This is a genomic window from Streptomyces sp. PKA51, from assembly GCF_057552455.1.
The window spans coordinates 20,818-43,435 of record NZ_BAAJPZ010000012.1 but is presented as its reverse complement, the minus strand read 5'-3'; the positions used below and the strand labels follow the sequence as shown (position 1 = coordinate 43,435).

Below are 22,618 nucleotides of genomic sequence, written 5' to 3'. Positions count from 1 at the left end.
ACGGGCGGGCGCCGGGCTGGTGGGAACCGGTGGCCGTCAGACGGCCAGGGCCCGGTCGGTCGGCCGGATCGGGGCGGGCAGGGTGCTGGTGCCGGTCAGGTAGCGGTCGACACCGCGGGCGGCCGAGCGGCCCTCGGCAATGGCCCAGACGATGAGCGACTGGCCGCGTCCGGCGTCGCCGGCGACGAAGACGCCGGGCACGTTGGTGGCGAAGTCGGCGTCGCGGGCGATGTTGCCGCGCTCGTCCAGCGCCAGGCCGAACTGCTCGACGAGACCGTTGGTCCGGTCGGTGCCGGTGAAGCCCATGGCGAGGGTGACGAGCTGGGCGGGGATGCGCCGCTCGGTGCCGGGCCTGGGTTCGATCCTGCCGCCGGCGAACTCGACCTCCACCAGGTGCAGCCACTGGACGTTGCCGTCCTCGTCGCCTTCGAAGTGGGTGGTGGAGACGGAGTAGATGCGCTCGCCGCCCTCCTCGTGGGCCGAGGTGACCTTGTAGAGCATGGGGAAGGTGGGCCAGGGCTGGCCCGCGCTGCGCTCCTCCCCGGGCCGGGGCATGATCTCCAGCTGGGTGACGGAGGCCGCGCCCTGCCGGTGGGCGGTGCCGACGCAGTCGGCGCCGGTGTCGCCGCCGCCGATGACGACGACGTGCTTGCCCTCGGCGCTGATCGGGGAGACCGTCAGGTCGCCCTCCTGCACCTTGTTGGCGAGCGGCAGGTACTCCATGGCGAAGTGGATGCCCTTGAGCTCGCGGCCGGGGACGGGCAGGTCGCGGGAGGTGGTGGCGCCGGCGGCGACGACGACGGCGTCGTAGCGCTTGCGGAGCGTGGCGGCGTCGATGTCCCGGCCGATCTCGATCTCGGTGCGGAACTTGGTGCCCTCGGCGCGCATCTGCTCGATGCGGCGGTTGATGTGCCGCTTCTCCATCTTGAACTCGGGGATGCCGTAGCGCAGCAGGCCGCCGATGCGGTCGGCGCGCTCGTAGACGGCGACCGTGTGGCCGGCGCGGGTCAGCTGCTGGGCGGCGGCCAGGCCGGCGGGGCCGGAGCCGATGACGGCGACGGTCTTGCCGGAGAGGCGCTCGGGCGGCTGGGGGGTGACGTGGCCGGCCTCCCATGCCTTGTCGATGATGGTGACCTCGACGTTCTTGATGGTCACGGGCTGCTGGTTGATGCCGAGCACGCAGGCGGCCTCGCAGGGGGCGGGGCACAGCCGGCCGGTGAACTCGGGGAAGTTGTTGGTGGCGTGCAGGCGTTCGCCGGCGGCCCGCCAGTCGTCGCGGTAGGCGTAGTCGTTCCACTCGGGGATCAGGTTTCCGAGCGGGCAGCCGTTGTGGCAGAAGGGGATGCCGCAGTCCATGCAGCGACCGGCCTGCTTGCTGATGACGGGCAGGAGCGAGCCGGGGACGTACACCTCGTTCCAGTCGCGGACGCGTTCGGCGGCCGGACGGGTGCGGGCGAGGACGCGGTCGGTGGTCAAAAAGCCCTTCGGGTCAGCCATGGGTCGCCGCCTCCATCATCTTCTCGTGGGTCTCGGTCTCGGTCAGACCGGCTCGCTCGGCGGCGTCCTTGGCGGCGAGCACTGCCTTGTAGGTGGGGGGCACGACCTTGCGGAAGCGGGCCGCTGCCGCCGCCCAGTCGGCGAGGAGGGCGGCCGCGACGGTGGAGCCGGTCTCCTCGTGGTGGCGGCGCACGAGGTCGTGCAGCCGGGTCCGGTCGGTGTCGTCGAGTTCCTCGACGGCCGTGGCCAGTTCCTTGTTGACGTTCTCGGGGGCGAGGTCGAGGACGTAGGCGACGCCGCCGGACATGCCGGCCGCGAAGTTGCGGCCGGTGGGGCCGAGGACGACGGCGCGGCCGCCGGTCATGTACTCGCAGCCGTGGTCGCCGACGCCTTCGGAGACGACGGTGGCGCCGGAGTTGCGGACGCAGAAGCGCTCGCCGACGCTGCCGCGCAGGAACAGCTCGCCGCCGGTGGCGCCGTAGGCGAGGGTGTTGCCGGCGATGGTGGAGTACTCGGCGAGGTGGTCGGCGCCGCGGTCGGGGCGGACGATGATGCGGCCGCCGGACAGGCCCTTGCCGACGTAGTCGTTGGCGTCGCCCTCCAGGCGCAGGGTGATGCCGCGCGGCAGGAAGGCGCCGAAGGACTGGCCCGCGGAGCCGGTGAAGGTGATGTCGATGGTGTCGTCGGGCAGGCCCGCGCCGCCGTAGCGCTTGGTCACCTCGTGGCCGAGCATGGTGCCGACCGTGCGGTTGATGTTGCGGATGGGCAGCTGGGCGCGGACGGGCTGGGGCTCCTCGGTGCCGACGACGTCCAGGGCGTCGGCGGCGAGCTTGATGAGCTGGTTGTCCAGGGCCTTGGCCAGGCCGTGGTCCTGCTCGGCGATGCGGTGGCGGACGGCGCCGGCGGGCAGGTCGGGCACGTGCAGCAGCGGCTTCAGGTCCAGGCCCTGGGTCTTCCAGTGCCGCACGGCGCGGGTGACGTCGAGGAGTTCGGCGTGGCCGACGGCCTCTTCCAAGGTGCGGAAGCCCAGTTCGGCGAGGAGTTCGCGGACCTCCTCGGCGATGAACTCGAAGAAGTTGACGACGAAGTCGGCCTTGCCGGTGAAGCGTTCGCGCAGCACCGGGTTCTGGGTGGCGATGCCGACCGGGCAGGTGTCCAGGTGGCACACGCGCATCATGACGCAGCCGGAGACGACCAGGGGGGCGGTGGCGAAGCCGAACTCCTCGGCGCCGAGGAGGGCGGCGATCACCACGTCGCGGCCGGTCTTGAGCTGGCCGTCGGTCTGCACGACGATGCGGTCGCGCAGGCCGTTGAGCAGCAGGGTCTGCTGGGTCTCGGCCAGGCCGAGCTCCCAGGGACCGCCGGCGTGCTTGAGGGAGGTCAGCGGCGAGGCGCCGGTGCCGCCGTCGTGGCCGGAGATGAGGACGACGTCGGCGTGGGCCTTGGAGACGCCGGCGGCGACGGTGCCGACGCCGACCTCGGAGACCAGCTTGACGTGGATGCGGGCGGCCGGGTTGGCGTTCTTCAGGTCGTGGATGAGCTGGGCGAGGTCCTCGATGGAGTAGATGTCGTGGTGCGGGGGCGGGGAGATCAGCCCCACGCCGGGCGTGGAGTGCCGGGTCCTCGCGACCCAGGGGTAGACCTTGTGGCCGGGCAGCTGGCCGCCCTCGCCGGGCTTGGCGCCCTGGGCCATCTTGATCTGGATGTCGTCGGCGTTGACGAGGTACTCGCTGGTGACGCCGAAGCGCCCGGAGGCCACCTGCTTGATCGCCGAGCGGCGGGCCGGGTCGTACAGGCGCTCGGGGTCCTCGCCGCCCTCGCCGGTGTTGGACTTCGCGCCCAGCCGGTTCATGGCGATGGCGAGGGTCTCGTGGGCCTCGCGGGAGATGGAGCCGTACGACATGGCGCCGGTGGAGAAGCGCTTGACGATCTCGCTGACGGGCTCGACCTCGTCGAGGGGGACGGGCTTGCGGTCGCTGGTGAAGCCGAACAGGCCGCGCAGGGTCATCAGCCGCTCGGACTGCTCGTTCACGCGCTGCGTGTACTGCTTGAAGATGTCGTAGCGGCGCTCGCGGGTGGAGTGCTGCAGGCGGAAGACCGTCTCGGGGTCGAACAGGTGCGGCTCGCCCTCGCGGCGCCACTGGTACTCGCCGCCGATCTCCAGCCGGCGGTGGCTGGCGGGGATGCCGGTGGCGGGGTACGCCTTGGCGTGCCGCTCGGCGACCTCGCGGGCGACGACGTCCAGGCCGACGCCGCCGATCTTGGTGGCGGTGCCGTGGAAGTAGGTGTCGGTGAACTCCTCGTCCAGGCCGACGGCCTCGAAGACCTGGGCGCCGCGGTAGGAGGCCACGGTGGAGATGCCCATCTTCGACATCACCTTCAGCACGCCCTTGCCGAGCGCCTTGATGAGGTTGCCGATGGCCTCCTCGGGGGTGATGTCGGACAGGAAGGTGCCGGCGCGCAGGAGGTCCTCGACGGACTCCATCGCCAGATACGGATTGACGGCCGCCGCGCCGTAGCCGATGAGCAGGGCGACGTGGTGGACCTCGCGGACGTCGCCGGCCTCGACCAGCAGGCCCACCTGGGTGCGCTGCTTGGTGCGGATGAGGTGGTGGTGGATGGCGGAGGTCATCAGCAGGGACGGCACCGGCGCGTGCTCGGCGTCGGAGTGCCGGTCGGAGAGCACGATGAGCCGGGCGCCGTCGGCGATGGCGGCGTCCGCCTCGGCGCACATCGTCTCCAGGCGGGCGGCGAGGGCCTCGCCGCCGCCGGCGACGCGGTAGAGGCCGGAGAGGGTGACGGCCTTGAAGCCGGGCAGGTCGCCGTCGGCGTTGATGTGGATGAGCTTGGCGAGCTCGTCGTTGTCGATGACCGGGAAGGGCAGGGTGACGCTGCGGCAGGAGGCCGCGGTCGGCTCCAGCAGGTTGCGCTGGGGGCCGAGGGAGGAGATCAGCGAGGTGACGAGCTCCTCGCGGATGGCGTCCAGCGGCGGGTTGGTGACCTGCGCGAAGAGCTGGGTGAAGTAGTCGAAGAGCAGGCGCGGCCGGGCGGAGAGCGCGGCGATGGGCGAGTCGGTGCCCATTGAACCGATCGGCTCGGCGCCGGTCCTGGCCATGGGGGCGAGGATGACGCGCAGCTCCTCCTCGGTGTAGCCGAAGGTCTGCTGGCGGCGGGTGACCGAGGCGTGGGTGTGCACGATGTGCTCGCGCTCGGGGAGGTCGGCGAGCTCGACGAGCCCGGCCTGCAGCCACTCCTGGTAGGGCTGTTCGGCGGCGAGGCCGGCCTTGATCTCGTCGTCCTCGATGATGCGGCGGGCCTCGGTGTCGACGAGGAACATCTTCCCGGGCTGGAGGCGGCCCTTGCGCACGACCTTGGCGGGGTCGAGGTCGAGGACGCCGACCTCGGAGGAGAGCACGACGAGGCCGTCGTCGGTGACCCAGTAGCGGCCGGGGCGCAGGCCGTTGCGGTCGAGGACGGCGCCGACGAGGGTGCCGTCGGTGAAGGTGACGCAGGCCGGGCCGTCCCAGGGCTCCATCAGGGTGGAGTGGTACTGGTAGAAGGCGCGGCGGGCGGGGTCCATGGAGGGGTGGTTCTCCCACGCCTCGGGGATCATCATCAGCACGCTGTGCGGCAGCGAGCGGCCGCCGAGGTGGAGCAGTTCCAGGACCTCGTCGAAGGAGGCGGAGTCGGAGGCGTCGGGCGTGCAGACGGGGAAGAGGCGCTGCAGGCTGTCGTTGTCGCCGAACAGGCCGCTGGCCAGCTGGGATTCGCGGGCGCGCATCCAGTTGCGGTTGCCCTTGACCGTGTTGATCTCGCCGTTGTGGGCGACGAAGCGGTAGGGGTGGGCGAGCGGCCAGCTGGGGAAGGTGTTGGTGGAGAAGCGGGAGTGGACGAGTGCGATGGCGGTGGCGAACCGCCGGTCGGACAGGTCGGGGAAGAACGGCTCCAGCTGCCCGGTGGTGAGCATGCCCTTGTAGACGAGGGTGCGGGCGGAGAGGGAGGGGAAGTAGGTGTCCGCCTCGCGCTCGGCGCGCTTGCGCAGGGCGAAGGCCTTGCGGTCGAGGGCGAGTCCCTCGCTGACCCCGTCGGTGACGAACAGCTGCCGGAAGTCGGGCATGGTGGCCCGGGCGGCGGCGCCGAGGAGCTCGGGGGCGACGGGGACGGGGCGCCAGCCGAGGACGGTCAGCCCCTCCTCGGCGGCGATCGTCTCGATGCGCGAGACGGCTTCGGCCGCCTGCCGGTCGTCGGCGGGCAGGAAGGCGATGCCGACGGCGTACGCGCCGGGGGCGGGGAGGGTGAAGCCCTCGACGCATCCGCGCAGGAAGGCGTCCGGGACCTGCGTGAGGATGCCGGCGCCGTCGCCGGAGTCCGGGTCGGATCCGGTGGCGCCGCGGTGCTCCATGTTCCGCAGGACGGTGAGCGCCGCTTCCACGAGCTCGTGGCTCGCGTCGCCGGTGAGGGTCGCGACGAAGCCGACGCCACAGGCGTCGTGTTCGTTGCGGGGGTCGTACATCCCCTGCTGGGCGGGGTGGGATGCGTGGCGCATCGGCGCTCCCGTCGTCGTCTTGGCAGTCATGGCGTGATGCATGTGCCGAGGGACGACGCTGGCCCTCCGCGAAGAAGAATGTGCTGCGCGCTGAGAAATTTGGTGCAGGTTACATGATGGGCTGCTTCCCGAAAAGTGGAAGCAACATTCCAGCATGTGGACAGCGGGCCGTGCTTGCGGACGGCTGCAGCAGGGGGCGGGCGCTCCGAGGGCCCCGGGATCGCCGGGCCGGGCACCGCAGGGGACGGATCGCACAGCTACGGCGGCGTTGCCCAACTGCGCTCACGGATTGTGCCCCGCCGCCGGGATCCCGAAACAATCCGGTAACCGGACACCACTGGTTATGCGGCGGAGCGCATAGGATCACCCGACAGCGGTGCCGAATGCAATACCCAGGAGGTACGTCACACCGGCGGCCGCGCCGCCGAGCAGCAGCTGCCGCAGCCCGCTGTACCACCAGGTACGCGCCGTCACACGGGCCACTACGGCCCCGCAGGCAAACAGACCCACCAGCGCCAGCAGCACCGCCGGCCACAGCTCGCTGGCGCCCAGCAGGTACGGCAGGACGGGCAGCAGCGCGCCCAGCGCGAACGAGGCGAACGAGGAGACGGCGGCCACGGCGGGCGAGGGCAGGTCACCGGGGTCGATGCCGAGCTCCTCGCGGGCATGGATCTCCAGCGCCTGCTCCGGGTCCTTCGACAGCTGCCGGGCCACCTCGCGGGCCAGCTTCGGCTCCACGCCACGGGACTCGTACAGCGCCGCGAGCTCCTCCAGCTCGTCGGTGGGGTGCTTGCGCAGCTCGCGCCGCTCGACGTCCAGCTCGGCGAGGACCAGGTCGCGCTGCGAGGCCACGGAGGTGTACTCCCCCGCCGCCATCGAAAAGGCGCCGGCCGCCAGACCGGCGAGCCCGGCGATCACGATCGTGCCGGAGGAGGCGCTGCCGCCGGCGACGCCGGTCATCAGGGCGACGTTGGAGACGAGCCCGTCCATCGCCCCGAACACGGCGGGCCGCAGCCAGCCGCCGTTCACATCGCGGTGCGTGTGATTGTCGCGGTGGGCTATGTGCGTGGCCGCGGCCGTATCGAGGACAGCCATTGCTCCGGGTGCTCCCTTGGATCCAGGGGGCGAAGACCCTGCGCCCCGCCCCTCTGCTCTCGACGGTAGGCACGCAAGGCCGTGATCCGCTAGCAAGGAAGGCCGAACTTACCTCGCTGACCTGCGGTTTTGCGACGGGGGCAACGAAAAAGGCCCCCGCGGCGGAAGATTCCGCCACGGGGGCACGGGAGCGCCGGGGGCGCGAGGGTGTCAGAGCTTCTTGCTCTCGGGCGCGGGCTCGGGCGCGGACGTGGCCTCGGGCGCGGGCTTGGACGCGGCCTCGGGCTCGGACTTGGTGAGGTCGGCCTTGGGCTCCGCGCCGGCGGGCGCGGTCTCCGTGGTGGCGTCCTCCAGGGCACCGGGCTCGACGACGGCCTCCCGCCCGGGGACGCGCTTGTGGGAGACGACGATGTAGGCGACCGCGGCGAGGAAGAGCAGGATCGCCGTCCAGCCGTTGAGGCGCAGGCCGAGCACGTGGTGGGCGTCGTCGACGCGCAGGTACTCGGTCCAGAAGCGGCCCACGGTGTACGCGGCGACGTACACCGCGAAGGCCCGGCCGTGCCCCAGCTTGAAGCGGCGGTCGGCCCAGATCACCAGCGCGGCGACGCCGAGGCACCACAGCGACTCGTACAGGAACGTCGGGTGGTACGTGCCGCCCACGCGGCCGATCGCCGGGTCGGGGTCGATCTTCAGCGCCCAGGGCACGTCGGTGGGCCGGCCGTAGAGCTCCTGGTTGAACCAGTTGCCCCAGCGCCCGATGGCCTGCGCGATCGCGATGCCGGGCGCAACGGCGTCGGCGTACGCGGGCAGCGGGATCCCGCGCCGGCGGCACCCGATCCAGGCACCCACGGCACCGAGCGCGACGGCGCCCCAGATGCCGAGGCCGCCCTCCCACACCTTGAAGGCGTCGACCCAGTTCCGACCGGAGCCGAAGTACAGCTCGTAGTCGGTGATCACGTGATAGAGCCGCCCGCCGACGAGCCCGAAGGGCACCGCCCACACGGCGATGTCCGCCACGGTCCCGGCCCGGCCACCGCGCGCGACCCACCGCTTGTTGCCGAGCCAGACGGCGACGAAGACACCGATGATGATGCAGAAGGCGTAGCCGCGCAGCGGGATCGGCCCGAGGTGGATCACGCCGGTCGAGGGGCTGGGGATGTATGCGAGTTCCATGACAGCTACGAACCTACCGTGTGCGGCGCCGGAGTCCCAGAGTGGGCTTCGGGATCACTTACTCTCAGTAGCACCCCGGGCATTTACCAGTCGCGTGTTCCGGAGATCGCCCTCAGAGAGGATCCAGGTGACCCCACAGCGACCAACGATGCCTTCAAGGGTCAAGAGCGCACGAATAGCGCTGCTCGTTCTGGCCGGCTTCGGCATCCCCGCGGGCGTGCTGCTACTGGCGGGAGCGGCTGTGGGCATCGAAGATCTTTCGTATTTGACCGGCGCCCTCCTCTTGATGCAAGGCGCCGTAGCACTGCTCCTGGCTGCGAGGTTCCAGACCCGAGGGATGGCCGTCCGGAACGGCGTGGTGGTCTTCGGCTCGGTCATCGTGGTCGAAGACGTGGTGAGCTTCGCGACCGGCAAGGGCCTGCCCATCGTGGCGATCGTCTTCGGCCTGCCAATCCTTATCGGCTCGGTACCGAAGGAGGCCGTGGCCTGGTTTACCCGACCGAAGCGGGCACAGGATGTCGGGTCCGGTGAGGTGCTGCCTTCGTAGCGTGACGGTCGTAAGGAAACGGAAGGAGGGGCCGGGAGTGCTCCAGCAGCTGAACCGGGCCATGGACCACATCGAGGAGTGCCTCGACGGGCCACTCGACGTGGCGGATCTCGCACGGATCACGATGACGTCGGAGTACCACTTCCGGCGGTTGTTCTCGGCACTGGCGGGGTTGCCGCTGTCCGAGTACGTCCGCCGGCGGCGGCTGACGGTCGCGGGGGCGGAGGTCCTGGCGGGCGAGCGCACGCTGCTCGACATCGCCGTCCGGTACGGCTACGGCTCCGCCGAGGCCTTCGCCCGCGCGTTCCGTGCGATGCACGGCGTCGGCCCGGGCGAGGCCCGGCGCAACGGCGCGGCACTGCACTCCCAGCCCCGGATGTCCTTCCGCCTCATCGTCGAAGGGAACAGCAGCATGCGATACCGGATCGTGGAGAAGGACGAGTTCCAGGTGGTCGGCGCGAAGGCGCGCCTGCCGCTTGTGCACCTGGGGCCGAACCCGGCGATGGTCACGGTCCTGCAGGGGATCGACCCGGGGACGCGGCAGCAGCTGGAGGAGCTCGCCGACCGCTCGCAGGAAGGGCCGCGCGGCATGATCAGTGTCTGCGACGACCTCGACCCGAGCCGTGCGGAGGGCACGGAGTTCGATTTCTACTTCGGAGCGGTGACGAACGCGGCGGACGGCCACGGCATCTCCGGCACGGCCACCCTGGCGGTGCCCGCCGGCACCTGGGCGGTCTTCGAGCACACGGGCCCGTACCCGGAGGCGCTCCAGTACCTGTGGCGCGACGTGTTCACCCAGTGGTTCCCCTCCAACCCCTACATCAGCCGCCCGGGCCCGGAGATCCTGCGCACGGCGATATCCCCGGACGGCAAGGAGGCGGAGGCCGAACTGTGGATCCCGGTGGAGCGCGCACCGGTGGCGTAAGGCGTCGGATGCTGGGCGTGCTCAGCGGGCCGCCAAGGCCCGCTCGAGCGCGTCCCGGTGCTCCTGCGTCCATGCCGCACCCCGCTGATCCGCCGGCAGCCCGGCCAGCCCGGCGGTGAAGTGGTCGACGGCTTCGTCGTAACGCCCGAGGGCGAGGGTGCACAGCCCAATGTTCAGCCGGTTGAACTCGGGGGTGAGCCAGTACTCCGTGGCGGGAGGCGGCACTGCGGCGGCCGCGGCGGCCAGTCGCTCGCCTTGCTCGGCCACGCGCAACGCTTGATCCGTCTCCCCCAGCGCCGCCAGCCCTGCGGCGGGCTGCAGCAGATCCCCCACCTTCTGAGCTGGGTGCGCACCAGGGGTAGTGGCAGCGACGGCGTACCTGCGGGCCACAACCTGCTGCCGCCCCTGCTGACGAGCGAGATACCCCCGGAAGTTCAACGCCTGGGCGACGAGAGTCCCGTCCTCGATCGCGTCCGCCAGCTCCAGGGCCTGTGTCAAATAGACCACGGCTTCATCGCCACGCCGCACCTGGGCGAGCATCCAACCGGCGAACGGCGCGAATTCGGAGGCAACAGCTGCCAGCTGTTCGCAGTAGGGACAGCGTGCTTGCTTGAGCATGCGGCTGATGTCCTTGACGTGCAGGAGGGTCGCGGGAATGACCAACTGCGGGCTGAGTACATCGTCAAGGCGCCGATAGCCGGCCAGCACGCGGCTCAGGGCATCCACCGTGCTTTCGTCGACGCGCGGGGGCCGCCGAGCGCTACGGGCAACGCGCGACCGGTCGTCGGGGCCCGACACCACCCCCACCAGCGCGTCACCGGTTCCGAGCAGGTCGTCCAAGGCCTTCGCCAATTGCAGGGACGCCTGCTGCTTCCCATTGAGTACGCGGGAGAGGTATGCCAGGTCGTACTGGATCGCGCGAGCAGCGGCGCTCATGGAGTAGCCGCTGTCCCTCAGTGCACGACGGGCAAGGTCAGCGAAGTCGCTCACGGTGAACCCCTAGGCATTGACTGGGCCTGCAAGTTTAGTCAAGTCAGGTCAACTGCCGCGTGACAAAGGCCCGATCAGATGATGGACAGCACGACCGGAACCCCCGCGACCGTGCGACCGGCCCGGGGCATGGCCAACGCTGACAAGGAGCGTCGACGTGTCCGACGTTATCTCTCAATGGTTCCGCCGAGTAAGAGCACTGTTTGTGCGGGCTGGTTCACCGGTGCGCGCTCACGCCGGTCGCCCGAAGGAGGCGACCGAAGTGTTGCTGGTGAGGTCTTCCCGTGCGAGACCGCGCGCGGCATCGATTTCCGCCCACGCGGGAGGCGCGAAGCGGAGGTGGCTCGATGAGTACGGCTGCGGACAAGGTGCCGGCTCCGACGCAGGGGGACGAGCCCGAGTCGAAAGCGTCCTCCGAAGACCTGCCCCGATCCAAGGTCGCCAAGGCCAACCGGGGCAGCCGGCGGAGGTCGGAGCCGTGACGGGCGAGCAACCCGTCGAGACAGCGGTTGCCACGCCGCTCCCCTGCCGTCCGCGCTGCGAAGCGCGCCGGCACATCAAGCGCAAACGGACCGAGGCCCTGGCGATTGGCGACCGCACGGGCGCGGCGGCGATGGCTACGGCGATGAGCGTGCACCTGCGCATGGCGCACGCCTGAGAACGCATGACAGCCCGCCCCGACGCACCGGGGCGGGCTGTCGTTGTTGTGTCATGGGCTATTTGCCCGACACAATCACCGAGGTTTCACAAGGTTTCGGCTGTCAAACGACAGAACCCACGACCTCATATGTCGGCTCTCCTTCGAACAGCGGAATGAACAGCTCTCCACTTAGCCCCAGACAGAGGAACTCCGTGAAAGGCATGTCAAGGAACACCCAATCCCCCATGTGGACCACGACCCCCCACGATTGATCGCCGCGCCCGGGAGGCCGCAGGAAGAGGTGATTACCTGAGCTCGTCCTTCCGACAGGGAAAAACCCTCCCTCGGCCGGATAAACCGGATACGGATACTCGTCCGGATCTTCCTCATTCAGGCATTCGTAAGTGTCAGCGACATCTTCCAAGAACTTACCGAGATTGAGCCCCTGGCCTCCTGTCTCACCTCTAGGGTGGAACAGGAGAAGATTGTCATTGAGATAGCAGGGCCCGTATGCCGAGATGAACTCCTTGTAGTCCTCGGGCAATGACACGCCCACCGACGTCTCGAAATCTTCCCAGTCCTGATCGACATCGCCGTTGACCCGAGGCCTGCCAAGCAGGCTAGTGACTCCTCGTGAGACGACCACCCGAAGTCCTTTCAGAGCAGGTATAGCCACCCTTGGGCCTGTTGTAGACAGTGCAGTCGAGGCGATATCCGCTCTCGCCCACCGCATGCATCTTAATCTCTGTGGGGATGGCCGGGTCCGCCCCCCCGTAGACGGGCAGCACACCATAGATGACGGATTGACTGTGCGCTGCCTTGGTCACGTCGTTCTCCAGAGCCAGCATATCCGGAGAGTTTGTGTACTTCTGATAGCCAGCGACAAAGTTGCGCAGGGTATCCCGAGCACCTCCCATTTGGTTACCGATGACGTGGAGTCTGGCTCGATTATCCGCCGGCAAACGATCAAATCCTGCCGGGTCCCACATGGGGTCCTCCCGATAGGGCCTCAGGTCGAACTCGTTGATGGTCGCCACGGCGCCAGTCGCACGACAGTCGCCGGGCCCCGGACCGAATCGGGTCATAGGGGCGTAGTAGAACGCTGGATTGTCCGAAGGGAAGTCCAACGAACAAGGCTCCTTGGTGTTCTTCCTCATGCCGCTAGCTCCGGACCCTCCTTCACCCAGATCATGCTCGATATCTTCATCGGGGAACATCAGCTCCAACTCGTCCATACCGGCGTTGTCCACCGGCGCCCTGTGAGGACTCGAGTTGTGGGGTGCATCCGGTGTGAACAGCGCAATTGCCGCGAGGTCGATCAGGGCCTGGGCCGTGACCGTCACAGCGGTCGCGGCAACGGCAGTGGCAGCAGTAACGGCCGCTCCGGTGAAGGCGACCACAGGGCCGACCAGAGTCGGCGCAGAGATCGGATGGTGCCCCCGATTTGGGTTTTGAATGATCGGCGGCTCCGGCGGCTTTACGATACGTATAGGCCGATTATGATGGACAGGTGAACGACGCGGCTGATCGTCGTCGTCATCACCGTAGTAATAGCTGCCGTCATCATCGTCTCCCACGTATCGCAGAGATTCGATGCGAGACGACTCCGATCCACCAGCCAGTGAGCGCTGAAACTCGGCCTGCCGCTCGAGAGCCGACTGGTTACGACTGTTCATGCAGAAGGTGAAGTTACTGAGGCTTCCAAAGCATCCGTCATCTGCAGTTGGGGTCGGCGCTTCAACATTAATCAACATATTGAGGAGCTCACATGCAACTCCACAAATATCTGGATATCGTCCGAACTTCTTATGTCCATCCGGATCGGTGTAATCCAGAGGGTCACCGTTGCTGTACAAATATCGGTTGGCCTCAGCCGACGGGCTCGGGGTGAGCTGCCATGTGTCGCGCGACCCGAAGCGGCCCGTGCTCGGCTGGTACCAGCGGGCGGCCATGTTGACGTCGCCGGTCGACGGGTCCGTCCAGCCCGACTGGTAGCCGAGCGACGAGCGCGCGCCCGCCTTGGCGCGCACCGAGCCGAACGGGTCGTAGGACGTCGAGCCCAGCACCTTCGTGCCGTCGGCCGACAGGCCCGCCACCACGTCCGTGTGCTGGTCGGTCAGCGACCGCTGCGCGGTCGTGCCGTCCGTGGTGCCCAGCAGCGCTCCACCCGGTGTGCGGCTGTACGTGCTGGAACCGTCCGAGACGAGGTTGTTGGAGCCACCGTCGTATGTGAAGGCAGTGTTGCCTCGACGGGTGACGCGATCCAGGGAGTCGTACCCGTACGTCGCATCGCCGTCGGTGATGCGACGCTCGAAGGCGTCATGAGCCAGGGTTCGCTTGCCATTGCCCATGTCGACCCACGAGAGCGTGCCCCGCGGCGTGTAGCCGTAGCGTGTGGTGCCGTCCGTCAGCTGGCGGTTGGCCTCGTCGAACGTGGCCGACATGTCGCCGGACTTGATGCGGTTGCCCGCGTCGTCCCACGCATACGTCGTGGTCTTGCCGTCACTCGTCCACGAGGTCAGGCGACCGGACTTGTCATAGGCGTAGGTCTCCTTCCCCGCACCGGCCACACCAGTGGTGGTCTTCGCTGTCAGGCGGTTGTCGAGGTCGTAGTCGTATGCGGTCGACGTCACCTGGGTGGTGCCGTCCGTCCCCGTGACGTTGGAACCGGTCAGTCGGCCGAGCTGGTCGTAGGCGTAGTCGCGCTTGCCTCCGTTCTGCCAGTCCGTCGCACCAACCGGCTTCGTGGCGTACTGCTGCTGCAGCACGCGACCCGCCGGGTCGTACGCGGTGCGTGTCTGGGCCCCGGTGACGGCATCCTCCGTGACGTTCAGACGGCCCGCGCCGTCGTAGCCGTACGTCGTCGTGCCGGACTTGTCGGTCCGCGACGTCATGGCCCCGTCGTTGTCGTAGGTGTAGGTGGACTTGCCTCCCGGGCCGTCGGCCGTGAGCAGCTGACCACGGTCGTTGTACGTGTAGGTGTTCGGGTTGAGGACATCGCCCGAGCCGGCCTTCGTCAGGTGGCCCGCCAGGTCGTGCTCCAGCGTGCGATCGAGGGTCTCGGCCTCTGCGCCCGTACCCGTCTCCTTGGCCAAGAAGCCGTAGACGTCGTACGCGCTGTGCCGCTGCACACCACCGGGCAGAAGCTCGGCGACGTTCTGCCCGGCCGCGTCGTAGACCTTGGTCCACGTGCGGTCGGCGGGCTTCGGCGTTGCCGCCGTCGCCGGCTCGGTCGTGGACTCGGGCAGGCCCCACGGCGTGAAGGTGTAGGTCGTGGCGTTGCCACGGCCGTCCGTCATTCGCGTGCGGTGGCCGGTCGCGTCGTAACCGAACGAGACAATGATCGACTTGCCGTCGGCCACCGGTTCGACCTGCTGCGTCATCCGGCCCAGGGCGTCGTACGCGAACGTGGTCCTTGCACCGGTCGCCGAGGTGACGGAGGTGCGGTTGCCGTCGGCGTCGTACTCCGCAGCCGTGGTACGCAGCGCCGAGGTGCCCGTGCCGTAGTCGGCCGTGCCGACGACGCTGCCGAAGCCGTCGTAGCGCATGGTGCTCCTACGGCCCGTTGCGTCGACGGACTCGACCTGACGTCCCAAAGCGTCGTAGTCGAGCTTGGTCGTGCCTCCACCCGGCAGGGTGACGGTCAGTGCCTCACCGGCCACGTCGTACGTTGCCGTCGTGACCCGGCCCGCCGGGCTGGTGGACGAGGTCTGGCGACCGGCGTCGTCCCAGGTGTAACGGGTGGTGAGATTCTGCAACGACGGATAGCGCTCGACAGTCGTCGCCGTCAGCCGGCGGCCGAGCTCGTCGTAGGTCGCCTCGGTGCGGGCACCGGTCGGATCGACGGCCGATAGCTGCAGGCCCGTGGGCGTCCAGGTGAATCGATTCGCCTTGTCGTCGACCGACGCCGGCTGCAGCGGGTTGCTGTCTCCATTCAGGGTGTTGGCGCTCAGCAGGCTCGTCGCCGGGAGCGACCGGCGGATGAGGTGGCCGAGCTGGTCGTAGGCATAGCTGACCGTCCGGCCCAGCGGGTCGGTCGTCGCCGTCGTGCGGCCCAGGGCGTCATAGGCGACGCGCGAGACAGCGGTGATCTTTTCGCCGCCCGGCGGTGTGTAGTCGGGCAGGGTCGTGGCCGTGGGCCGCCCAAGCCTGTCGACCGCGATACGGGTCACTGCCCCGTTCGCGTCACGGCTTTCGGTGGCCTCGCCGAAGGTGTTGTACCCCTTTGCTGTGCTCGGCTTGACGGCCGCGGGCTGCTGGCCCTGCTGCTCGGCCTGTACCTGCGGAGCGGTCTGTTCCACGAGACGGCCGAGGGCGTCGTAGCGGTTGGTGGTGGTGTAGGCCGCGGCGTCGGTGCCGGTGGTGGTGCCGCGTGGGCTGACGGCAGCGGTCACCAAGCCGCGCTGGTCGTACGCATACATCGCCGTGCGCGTGCGGTCCCCGTCGACAATCGTTTCGGTGAGCTTGTTGCCGGCCTTGTCATAGGTGAAGCGCTGACTGTTCAGCGCGGTCTTCTGCTCAACGGGGCGGTCGGCGTCGTCGTAAGTGAACTCGGTCCAACGGTTCAGACCGTTGGGGTCGAGCACGCTGCGCGTGACGCGGCCGGTCGTGTCCACCTGGTTGGTGATGGTGGCGATGCCGCCGCCGGTGGTGCGCTCGACCAGGTTTCCAGCGCCGTCGTAGGTGTCGGACTCGAGCACGATGTCGTGCTTGCTGCCGTCGGCCCGGGTGACTGCCTTGGCCGTCTTCGAGGCGAGCTTTCCGTCGTCGTAGTAGGTGTAGGCCGTGACGGCCCCCATGGCATCGGCCGTCGAAGCCAGACGACCTGCGGGGTCGTAGGCATTGGACGCGACGACAAGGTCCTTGACCTTGCCGGACGGGTCGCCCTTCCAGTCCTTCAGCACCGTGTCCGCGAGCCGGCCGGCAGGCGTGTAGTGGAACTCGTACGTGGTGCCGAGGGCATCCGTCGTCCGTGCCTTGCGGCCGAAAGCGTCGTAGCCGGCGGCGGTCTCGTTGCCCTCGGCGTCGGTGGTCCGGTCCTCCAGTCCGTGCTCGTCGTAGTGATGGGTGGTGGTGCGAGTGGTGTCGCCTCCCGTGGTGTCCTCCATCGACTCGCTCAGGACCTTGCCGTCGGGGTCGAAGGCCCGCGTGACCTTCGCGGTGTGGAGGGAGCCGGTGATCTCGTTCTTCACCCCGGGGCCCGTCTCCGAGACGATCCGGGACATGGAGTCGTAGGCGAAGGTCGTGGTGACGCCGTTCGGCTGGCTGTCGGAGACCTGGGTCTCCGAGACCTTGCGGCCGAGGCCGTCGTACGCGTACCTCGTCACCGCTCCGGAAGGAGCAGTGGCCTGGGCAAGGTCGCCCTGAGCGGTGTAGGCGTACTCGGTGACGGCGCCTCCGGGCACGGTGATGGTGCGGACGAGTCCGGCCGGCATGGTGCCGCCGCCGACCGCGGATTCCTGGCCGGTGGTGTACGCCGTGACCGACTTGCGGCCATCGGCAAGCACCCTGCTCTCCGGCAGGCCGAGCGCCGTGTACGTCATGGACGTGCGGTAGCGGTCGTCGCCGGCGCTCGTGGAGCGGGCGTCGCGGGTGGCCGTCGGCTTGTCGTTGCGCGGGTCGAGCGGATCGCTGCTGTTGACGTAGTAGTCCGTGAACGACGTCCAGCAGGAATTGGCGTCACGGCACGTGGTCCTGGAGACCGTGTTGCCGCGGGCGTCGTGCCCGGTGACGGCCATGTGTCCGTTGGGGTCGATCACTGTGTGCAGGAAGCCGCCGGTGTCGTAGGCGTAGGTGATGCGACCGCCTTCGGCGTCCGTCGACGTCACGGGGCGCTGGCCGCGCAGGGCGTCGTACGTCGCACTGCTGGTACGACCGGCAGGGTCGGTGACCGTGATGGTCGAGGTGAGCGAGGACATCCCTGACGACCGCATGGCCCGGTAGTGCTCGGCCACCTGGTCCTCGGTCAGCTCCTTGGGGTAGACGGCGAACTCGTCGAGGTCACCGGTGAAGTAGCGGGTACCGGGCTTCTGCCCGTCCCAGCCCTCGCTCGAATAGCCCGCACCCAGATAGGCATGGACCAGCGTCTCGGGCCTGGACGGCTCGTTCAGACTGCCGACCCTGGTGCCGTCGAGGTAGAGGGATTGGCTGCTCGTACCACCAGTGATCACCACGTGGTGCCACTGGTTGTCGGTGACGGCCGTACCGGAAACGACCGGTTTTCCCGAGCCTCCGTGCCAGATCTGGCCGCGCAGCCTGCCGTCGGCGTCGATCAGCAGGCTCGGGTTCCAGTCGGTGGGTACCTTGCCGAGCTCGGCGTCCTGCAGACCCAACAGGACGGCGTTGGCCTTGCCCGTGCGGAACCACAGCTCGGCCGACATCGCCGGCGTGTTGCCCATCAGACCGTACGGCAGCTCGACCGAGCCGTCTCCGGCGAGGCTGATCGCCGTGTTGTCGCCGGGCCCGAAGACGCCGGTCGCACCGAGCTTGGTCTTGCTGTACGTGCCGTCACCGGCGTACACGGCGCTCTGACTGCGGGCCTTGTCGCCGCTGGACTCGCCCAGACGCCAGTAGCCCGTCGGAGCATCCGCGGTCACGGCGCCCCGGTAGTGGATGCCGTCGCCGGAGACCAGGCCCGTGCGGGAGCGGTAGTGCTCCGTGACAGTGCTTTCCGTCAGCTCCTTGGTGTAGAAGGCGACCTCGTCCAACTGGCCGGCGAGGTAGCGGGTGCCGGGCTTCTGCCCGTCCCAGCCCTCGCTCGAATAGCCCGCACCCAGATAGGCATGGTCCAGGGTCTCCGGCTTGGCGGCACCCGTCCGGGAACCCACCTTCGCGCCGTCCAGGTAGAGCGTCTGCCCAGTCGTACCGCCGGTGAGCACCGCGTGGTGCCATTCGTTGTCCGTCACCTTCTGTGTCGAGGTGATCGGCTGCCACGAACCGCCGTGCCACACCTGGCCGCGCAGCTTGCCGTCGGCATCGACGAGGAGGCTGGGATTCCAGTCGGTCGGGGTCTTGCCCAGGTCCGCGTTCTGCAACCCGAGGAGCACACCCTGCTTGCCGGTGCGGAACCACAGCTCGAAGGAGAGCGAGTCGGCACCCTTCAGCGGGTCGGTGGGCACTTCCACCGCGCCTGCGGAACCGTCCAGCGTGGCCGAGCCGTCGTCGCCGTCGGAGAAGGCGCCGACGGCACCGAGCGTCACGCCGTCCCGATAGGAACCGTCCGCACCGCCGGTGACTTCGTTGGCCGCAGTGGAACCGCTGCGATCACCGAGCCGCCAGTACTCGACGGGGGCGGAGGTGCGGACCGTGTCGGCGTACGCTGCCGAGCCCGCGGAGTAGGCCGGAGCGGAAACCTTCCACGTACCGCCCTTGTCGTCCGTGGTCTCGGTGACGCGCCCGGTACCGGAGTCGTAGGCGACCTGGCTGTGGACGCGGCCGGACGGCAATGTGACCTTGTTCAGCCGACCGGAGGCGGCTCGTGCGCGGTAGTGCTCGGCTACGGTCGTGGCGTCGAGGGACTGATGGTAGACGGCCACCTCGTCCATCGACCCGGTGAAGCGCCGTATCCCTGCAGCCAGCCCGTCCCAGCCGGCGCTGGAGTAGCCCGCGCCGAGGTAGGTGAACGACTGCTTGCGGTGGTCGATCGGTCCGGTCACCGTGCCGACGAGCGCACCGTCGAGGTACAGCGACTGCGTCGTCCCGGCGGCCGTGAGGGCGGCATGGTGCCAGGTGTCGTCCGTGACGGCAGCCGTGCTGATGATCGGCTGGACCCTTCCGGTCCAGTACTGACCGACGAGCTTGCCGTTCTTGTCGACCGCCAGCGTCGGTGTCCAGTCGTTGGGCTGGCCGTCGGCCAGACGACCGTCCTGGAAACCGACGAGAACGCCAGGCTTGGTGGTCATGAACCACAACTCGGTCGTCAGGAAGGTCGACGTCCGCAGGGTGTCCTCGGGAAGCTCCACGTAGGAGTTGGCGCCGTCGAAGCCGGCTGCCTTGTCGGACGTGCCCGCGACGGCACCGTCGGCACCCAGCTTCGCGTCACGGTACAGGGCCTGGTTCAGGCCGGTACGGGACGGTGCGTCGCTCGCCGCGACGGCACCCTGGGCCTCGCCCAGCCGCCAGTACGAAACGGGGTTCTGGTCGAGCACCATGCTGCGGTAGAGCGAGCCGTCACCGTACTCGTAGACGGTGCACTTGTCGGTCGAACCGGGCGGGCAGACCTTGGTGAGCCGGTCACCGGAGTAGGTGTACGTCCACGTCGGTCCGTCGGTGTTGGAGCCGGTGCCCTTGGCAGTGGTCGAGGTGACCTTGCCACCGCTCCAGGTGAAGGCGAGTGAGCGACCCGAGAGCATGTCACGGGCCTCGGTCAGCTTGCCGTCCGTGTAGGCCAGTCGCTGCTCCCGGCCCGCACCGTCGGCGATCTTCGTCAGCCGACCGGTGGAGTCGAACGAGAACGTGGTGGCCGACTTGTCCCGCAGCACCCAACCGCCGTTGGTGACGGCGGTGAGGGTGGTCGGACTTCCCGGCGGCGCCGCATAGCTGCCGTCGGTGTTCCGGCCGAATCGCATCCGCGTGCCGCTGGCGAGAGTGACAACGACGTTGCCGCTGCTCTCGGCGATAGCTCGCATGTCCCAACGCGTCGACCAGCCCGCACCGAAGACGTCGTCCGTCCGTGACTCAAGTGAGTTGTACGTGCGCGTGACCGCCAACTCGGGGCCGATGGTCGGCACGACCGCGTCGGCTGCCTGCGTCGAGTAGTTGCCCGACCGCACACCGAACTCGCGCCCGCTGTCACCGCCCAGATGACCGGTCTCAGCGGGCTGCGGTACCTGCGTGGAGAAGAAGGCTGGGTTCTGCCGTGCGGAGGTGTCCTTGCCGTCGAAGACGTACGCGTACCAGGCGTAGTTCTTGCTCCAGGACAGCCAGCCACTCGGCACCGCCCACTGCTGAGCGGTGCTGCGCGGGCCGCTCCGACAGTTCTTCCGAGTGTCCTTCCCTGCGACCTCACAGATCTCGAAGTTGTACTGCAGAGCCCCGCTCGGGGAACTGTCGGCATCCTTGCCCGCCGCCCACAGGGTCGGGGTCAGGGAGTTCAGCACCGCACCGCTGGCGGGAGATTCGGCGGTCAGCTGAGGCGGAAGGTTTACGGCCGAGAACTTCACGGCCGGCCCCGGGACGCCTTCGCTGGTGAAACGCGGACCGTCGAGCACGTCCATGGTCCACTGCAGTGTGTACTCGGCGGGGGGAAGCGGAGCGATCTTCGCGTCGAGGGTGACACTCTGCCCTGGGGCGACGTCGCGCGGCATGGGTGTCCACGCGATGTGCGTCGTGTCGTTGATCTCCTTGCCGGAGGCATCGAGGAGGTTGTAGCGCAGCTGGACGTTCCCGCCCTTGGTCCAGGTGTCCTGGCCCTGGTTGGTGACGGTGACCTGCATGGAACCTTGAGAGGTCGCGGTCACCGGAGCGGTGAAGTTGCCCAGCTTGTACGTGGCGCCGTACTTGGTCCAGGTGATGTCCAGCCGCGGACCGCCGTTCGGGTAGTCGTCGGAACCGAACTGCTTCCAGCTCTTGCTGTCCGAGTCCGACGCCTTGACGGCGAGGCCGTAGTTCTTCTTCCGCCCATGGGTCCAGTCGTCGACGAGCTCACGGCCGGACGAACCGAGACTGATGGACTCCCAGGCTGCACCGCACGACCACGACTCCGTGTTGGGCGGGCGCCAGCCGTGGGCGAAGCTCTTGGACACCAGCGACGGCCCCGTGTCCGGCCCGGGGTACGACTTGGTCGAGGACTCCGCCCAGTCCGATGTGATGGCGTGGACGGTGACCGGTCGCGCGTCGCAGGAGTACGACCAGGTGTTGAACAGCGACAGCTTGGCGTCGAGAACCCAGGCGTTCTTCAGCGAGCTCTCGACACCATCGAAGCGAAGGAACGAGGCCGCCTTGTGTGTACCGCCGTCGTACGTACCCGCCTTGAGAATGGTGTCGGTGGAGAAGTCCTGGGAGTACGGTGACTGCACGTAGGTACCGGAAGTCGAGGTGACCCCCTTGACCGACGGGTCCACCTTCACCGGGAACACGCGCTCCGGCGCGTTCAGCCAGTCCTTGTCGAGGGTGACCACGAGGACCTGACGAGCCTTGTCCGTCGCCAGTGCGTAACGGACACCCGAAGAGATCTCGCCCTGATTGGCGTTCTCCGCGAGATGGGAGTCCTCCATCCAGCCGGCCGGGATGCGGGCGCGCTGCTTGCCGGCCCGGTCGGTGAACACGACCCCGCCCTGGTCGTCGAGCTTGGCGGTCAGGCCCTCCGTGCGGAGCGGGAAGCGCCACTCGGTCGGCGCGTCCTTGCTCTTGAGAACGAGGGTCTCCTTGACCGTGTCGTTGCTCGCGACGTAGCGCAGGTCGGCGTTGGGACGTGCATTCGGGTAGGTGATGACGCTGCCGTCCACCGCGCCCGACGCGCGTGAGGCGCCCTCCAGGCCGTAGCCCAGGGCGACTCCGTCGCCCAGGGCCATGCGCAGGACCGGGTCCGCGTCCGCCGTCGCGGAGAAGCGGATGGCGATGGCGGTCGAGCGGGTCTCCCATAGGGGGGCGGGCTCGGCGCTCTTCCGTTCGCGCTGGGTCAGGGTGGAGTCGATCTTCTCCCACGTGCCATTGGCACCACGGTAGTTGACCGGCTCGTTGTAGTGCCGGGTCGTATACGTCCCGTCCTCGTTGAGGAAGGTGCGCTGCCGTTCCTTGCGCTCGGCGAGCAGCTCCTTGCTGCTCTTCTCGGAGAAGCCCTGCGGCGTCGCGACGGCGGGTGCCTCGGCCGGCTCGGCAGGGCCCATCTTCGGCTGCTGCGGCTTACCGACCAGCTCCTGCGGGGTCGGCTTATGCTCGGCCGGCAGCTGCCCCGGGGCCTCGAGGGCTCCCGGACTGCCGCCCTGGGCGGCGGCCTCGGTCGCACCACCGGAGGTGCGGTGACCGCGCCCCTCAGCGGAACCCCACCGCTGATCGGGCGCATCCGTGCTGCTTGAACTTCGGTTCCATTGATCAACTGCTAGCGCCACTTGTTCTGTGCCGCATAGCAGAGCCATGGCAAACGCCATGACGATGGCTATGTATCGCGTGAAACGCACGACTTTCCCTAAGGAGTGAACAAAAATCGCCCATGTCTACTACTTAGACGATCTTCACTCAAGCCCATAAGGGGCATATCGCGCGCCA

At 68.6% G+C, this 22,618-nt stretch carries 10 protein-coding genes; 3 read left to right on the top strand and 7 right to left on the bottom strand.

The features are described from left to right. Window positions 1-36: 36 nt before the first annotated feature. The 4 genes from AC27L3_RS18820 to lgt form a co-directional block, all read right to left on the bottom strand. Window positions 37-1,497: a glutamate synthase subunit beta gene (locus AC27L3_RS18820; protein WP_487235204.1), complete on the bottom strand. Its 1,461-nt coding sequence runs from the start codon at window positions 1,495-1,497 to the stop codon at window positions 37-39. Then, window positions 1,490-6,043, bottom strand: coding sequence for a glutamate synthase large subunit (gene gltB, locus AC27L3_RS18815; protein WP_487235342.1), 4,554 nt, complete (start codon window positions 6,041-6,043; stop codon window positions 1,490-1,492). Before gltB ends, AC27L3_RS18820 begins: the two co-directional genes overlap by 8 nt. Window positions 6,044-6,406: 363 nt before the next feature. Next, window positions 6,407-7,138 (bottom strand): VIT1/CCC1 transporter family protein, encoded by a 732-nt coding sequence (locus AC27L3_RS18810; RefSeq protein WP_344439147.1) that lies wholly within the window; start codon window positions 7,136-7,138, stop codon window positions 6,407-6,409. 210 nt (window positions 7,139-7,348) lie between these two features. After that, window positions 7,349-8,311, bottom strand: a complete 963-nt coding sequence (gene lgt / locus AC27L3_RS18805; RefSeq protein ID WP_487235203.1) for a prolipoprotein diacylglyceryl transferase — start codon at window positions 8,309-8,311, stop codon at window positions 7,349-7,351. 148 nt (window positions 8,312-8,459) lie between these two features. On the opposite strand from lgt, the gene AC27L3_RS18800 reads away from it, so the two are divergent. Then, window positions 8,460-8,858, top strand: coding sequence for a hypothetical protein (locus AC27L3_RS18800; protein ID WP_487235202.1), 399 nt, complete (start codon window positions 8,460-8,462; stop codon window positions 8,856-8,858). 37 nt (window positions 8,859-8,895) lie between these two features. Continuing rightward, entirely contained in the window at window positions 8,896-9,783 is an 888-nt protein-coding gene (locus AC27L3_RS18795) for an AraC family transcriptional regulator (protein ID WP_487235201.1), read from the top strand. A gap of 21 nt (window positions 9,784-9,804) precedes the next feature. Here AC27L3_RS18795 and AC27L3_RS18790 read toward each other — a convergent pair whose 3' ends face one another. Beyond that, on the bottom strand, window positions 9,805-10,773 hold the full coding sequence (locus tag AC27L3_RS18790; RefSeq protein WP_487235200.1) for a helix-turn-helix domain-containing protein: 969 nt from the start codon (window positions 10,771-10,773) through the stop codon (window positions 9,805-9,807). Between the two features lie 478 nt (window positions 10,774-11,251). On the opposite strand from AC27L3_RS18790, the gene AC27L3_RS18785 reads away from it, so the two are divergent. Continuing rightward, a complete protein-coding gene (locus AC27L3_RS18785; protein WP_487235199.1) occupies window positions 11,252-11,431 on the top strand; it encodes a hypothetical protein in 180 nt (59 codons plus the stop codon). 103 nt (window positions 11,432-11,534) lie between these two features. Here AC27L3_RS18785 and AC27L3_RS18780 read toward each other — a convergent pair whose 3' ends face one another. Together AC27L3_RS18780 and AC27L3_RS18775 are read right to left on the bottom strand one after the other, a co-directional pair. Next, a complete protein-coding gene (locus AC27L3_RS18780; RefSeq protein ID WP_487235198.1) occupies window positions 11,535-12,059 on the bottom strand; it encodes an SMI1/KNR4 family protein in 525 nt (174 codons plus the stop codon). After that, the gene (locus tag AC27L3_RS18775; protein WP_487235197.1) at window positions 12,034-22,500 is read right to left on the bottom strand and encodes a LamG-like jellyroll fold domain-containing protein; all 10,467 of its coding nucleotides are present in this window, start codon (window positions 22,498-22,500) and stop codon (window positions 12,034-12,036) included. The genes AC27L3_RS18780 and AC27L3_RS18775 overlap by 26 nt, the downstream gene beginning before the upstream one ends. Window positions 22,501-22,618 lie beyond the last annotated feature (118 nt).

What these genes read in the sequence shown, in the direction of transcription:
- AC27L3_RS18820 (WP_487235204.1), bottom strand. Translation starts at nt 1,497, where the DNA reads ATGGCTGACCCGAAGGGCTTTTTGACCACCGACCGCGTCCTCGCCCGC.
- AC27L3_RS18810 (WP_344439147.1), bottom strand. Translation starts at nt 7,138, where the DNA reads ATGGCTGTCCTCGATACGGCCGCGGCCACGCACATAGCCCACCGCGAC.
- lgt (WP_487235203.1), bottom strand. Translation starts at nt 8,311, where the DNA reads ATGGAACTCGCATACATCCCCAGCCCCTCGACCGGCGTGATCCACCTC.
- AC27L3_RS18775 (WP_487235197.1), bottom strand. Translation starts at nt 22,500, where the DNA reads ATGGCGTTTGCCATGGCTCTGCTATGCGGCACAGAACAAGTGGCGCTA.
- AC27L3_RS18800 (WP_487235202.1), top strand. Translation starts at nt 8,460, where the DNA reads ATGCCTTCAAGGGTCAAGAGCGCACGAATAGCGCTGCTCGTTCTGGCC.
- gltB (WP_487235342.1), bottom strand. Translation starts at nt 6,043, where the DNA reads ATGCGCCACGCATCCCACCCCGCCCAGCAGGGGATGTACGACCCCCGC.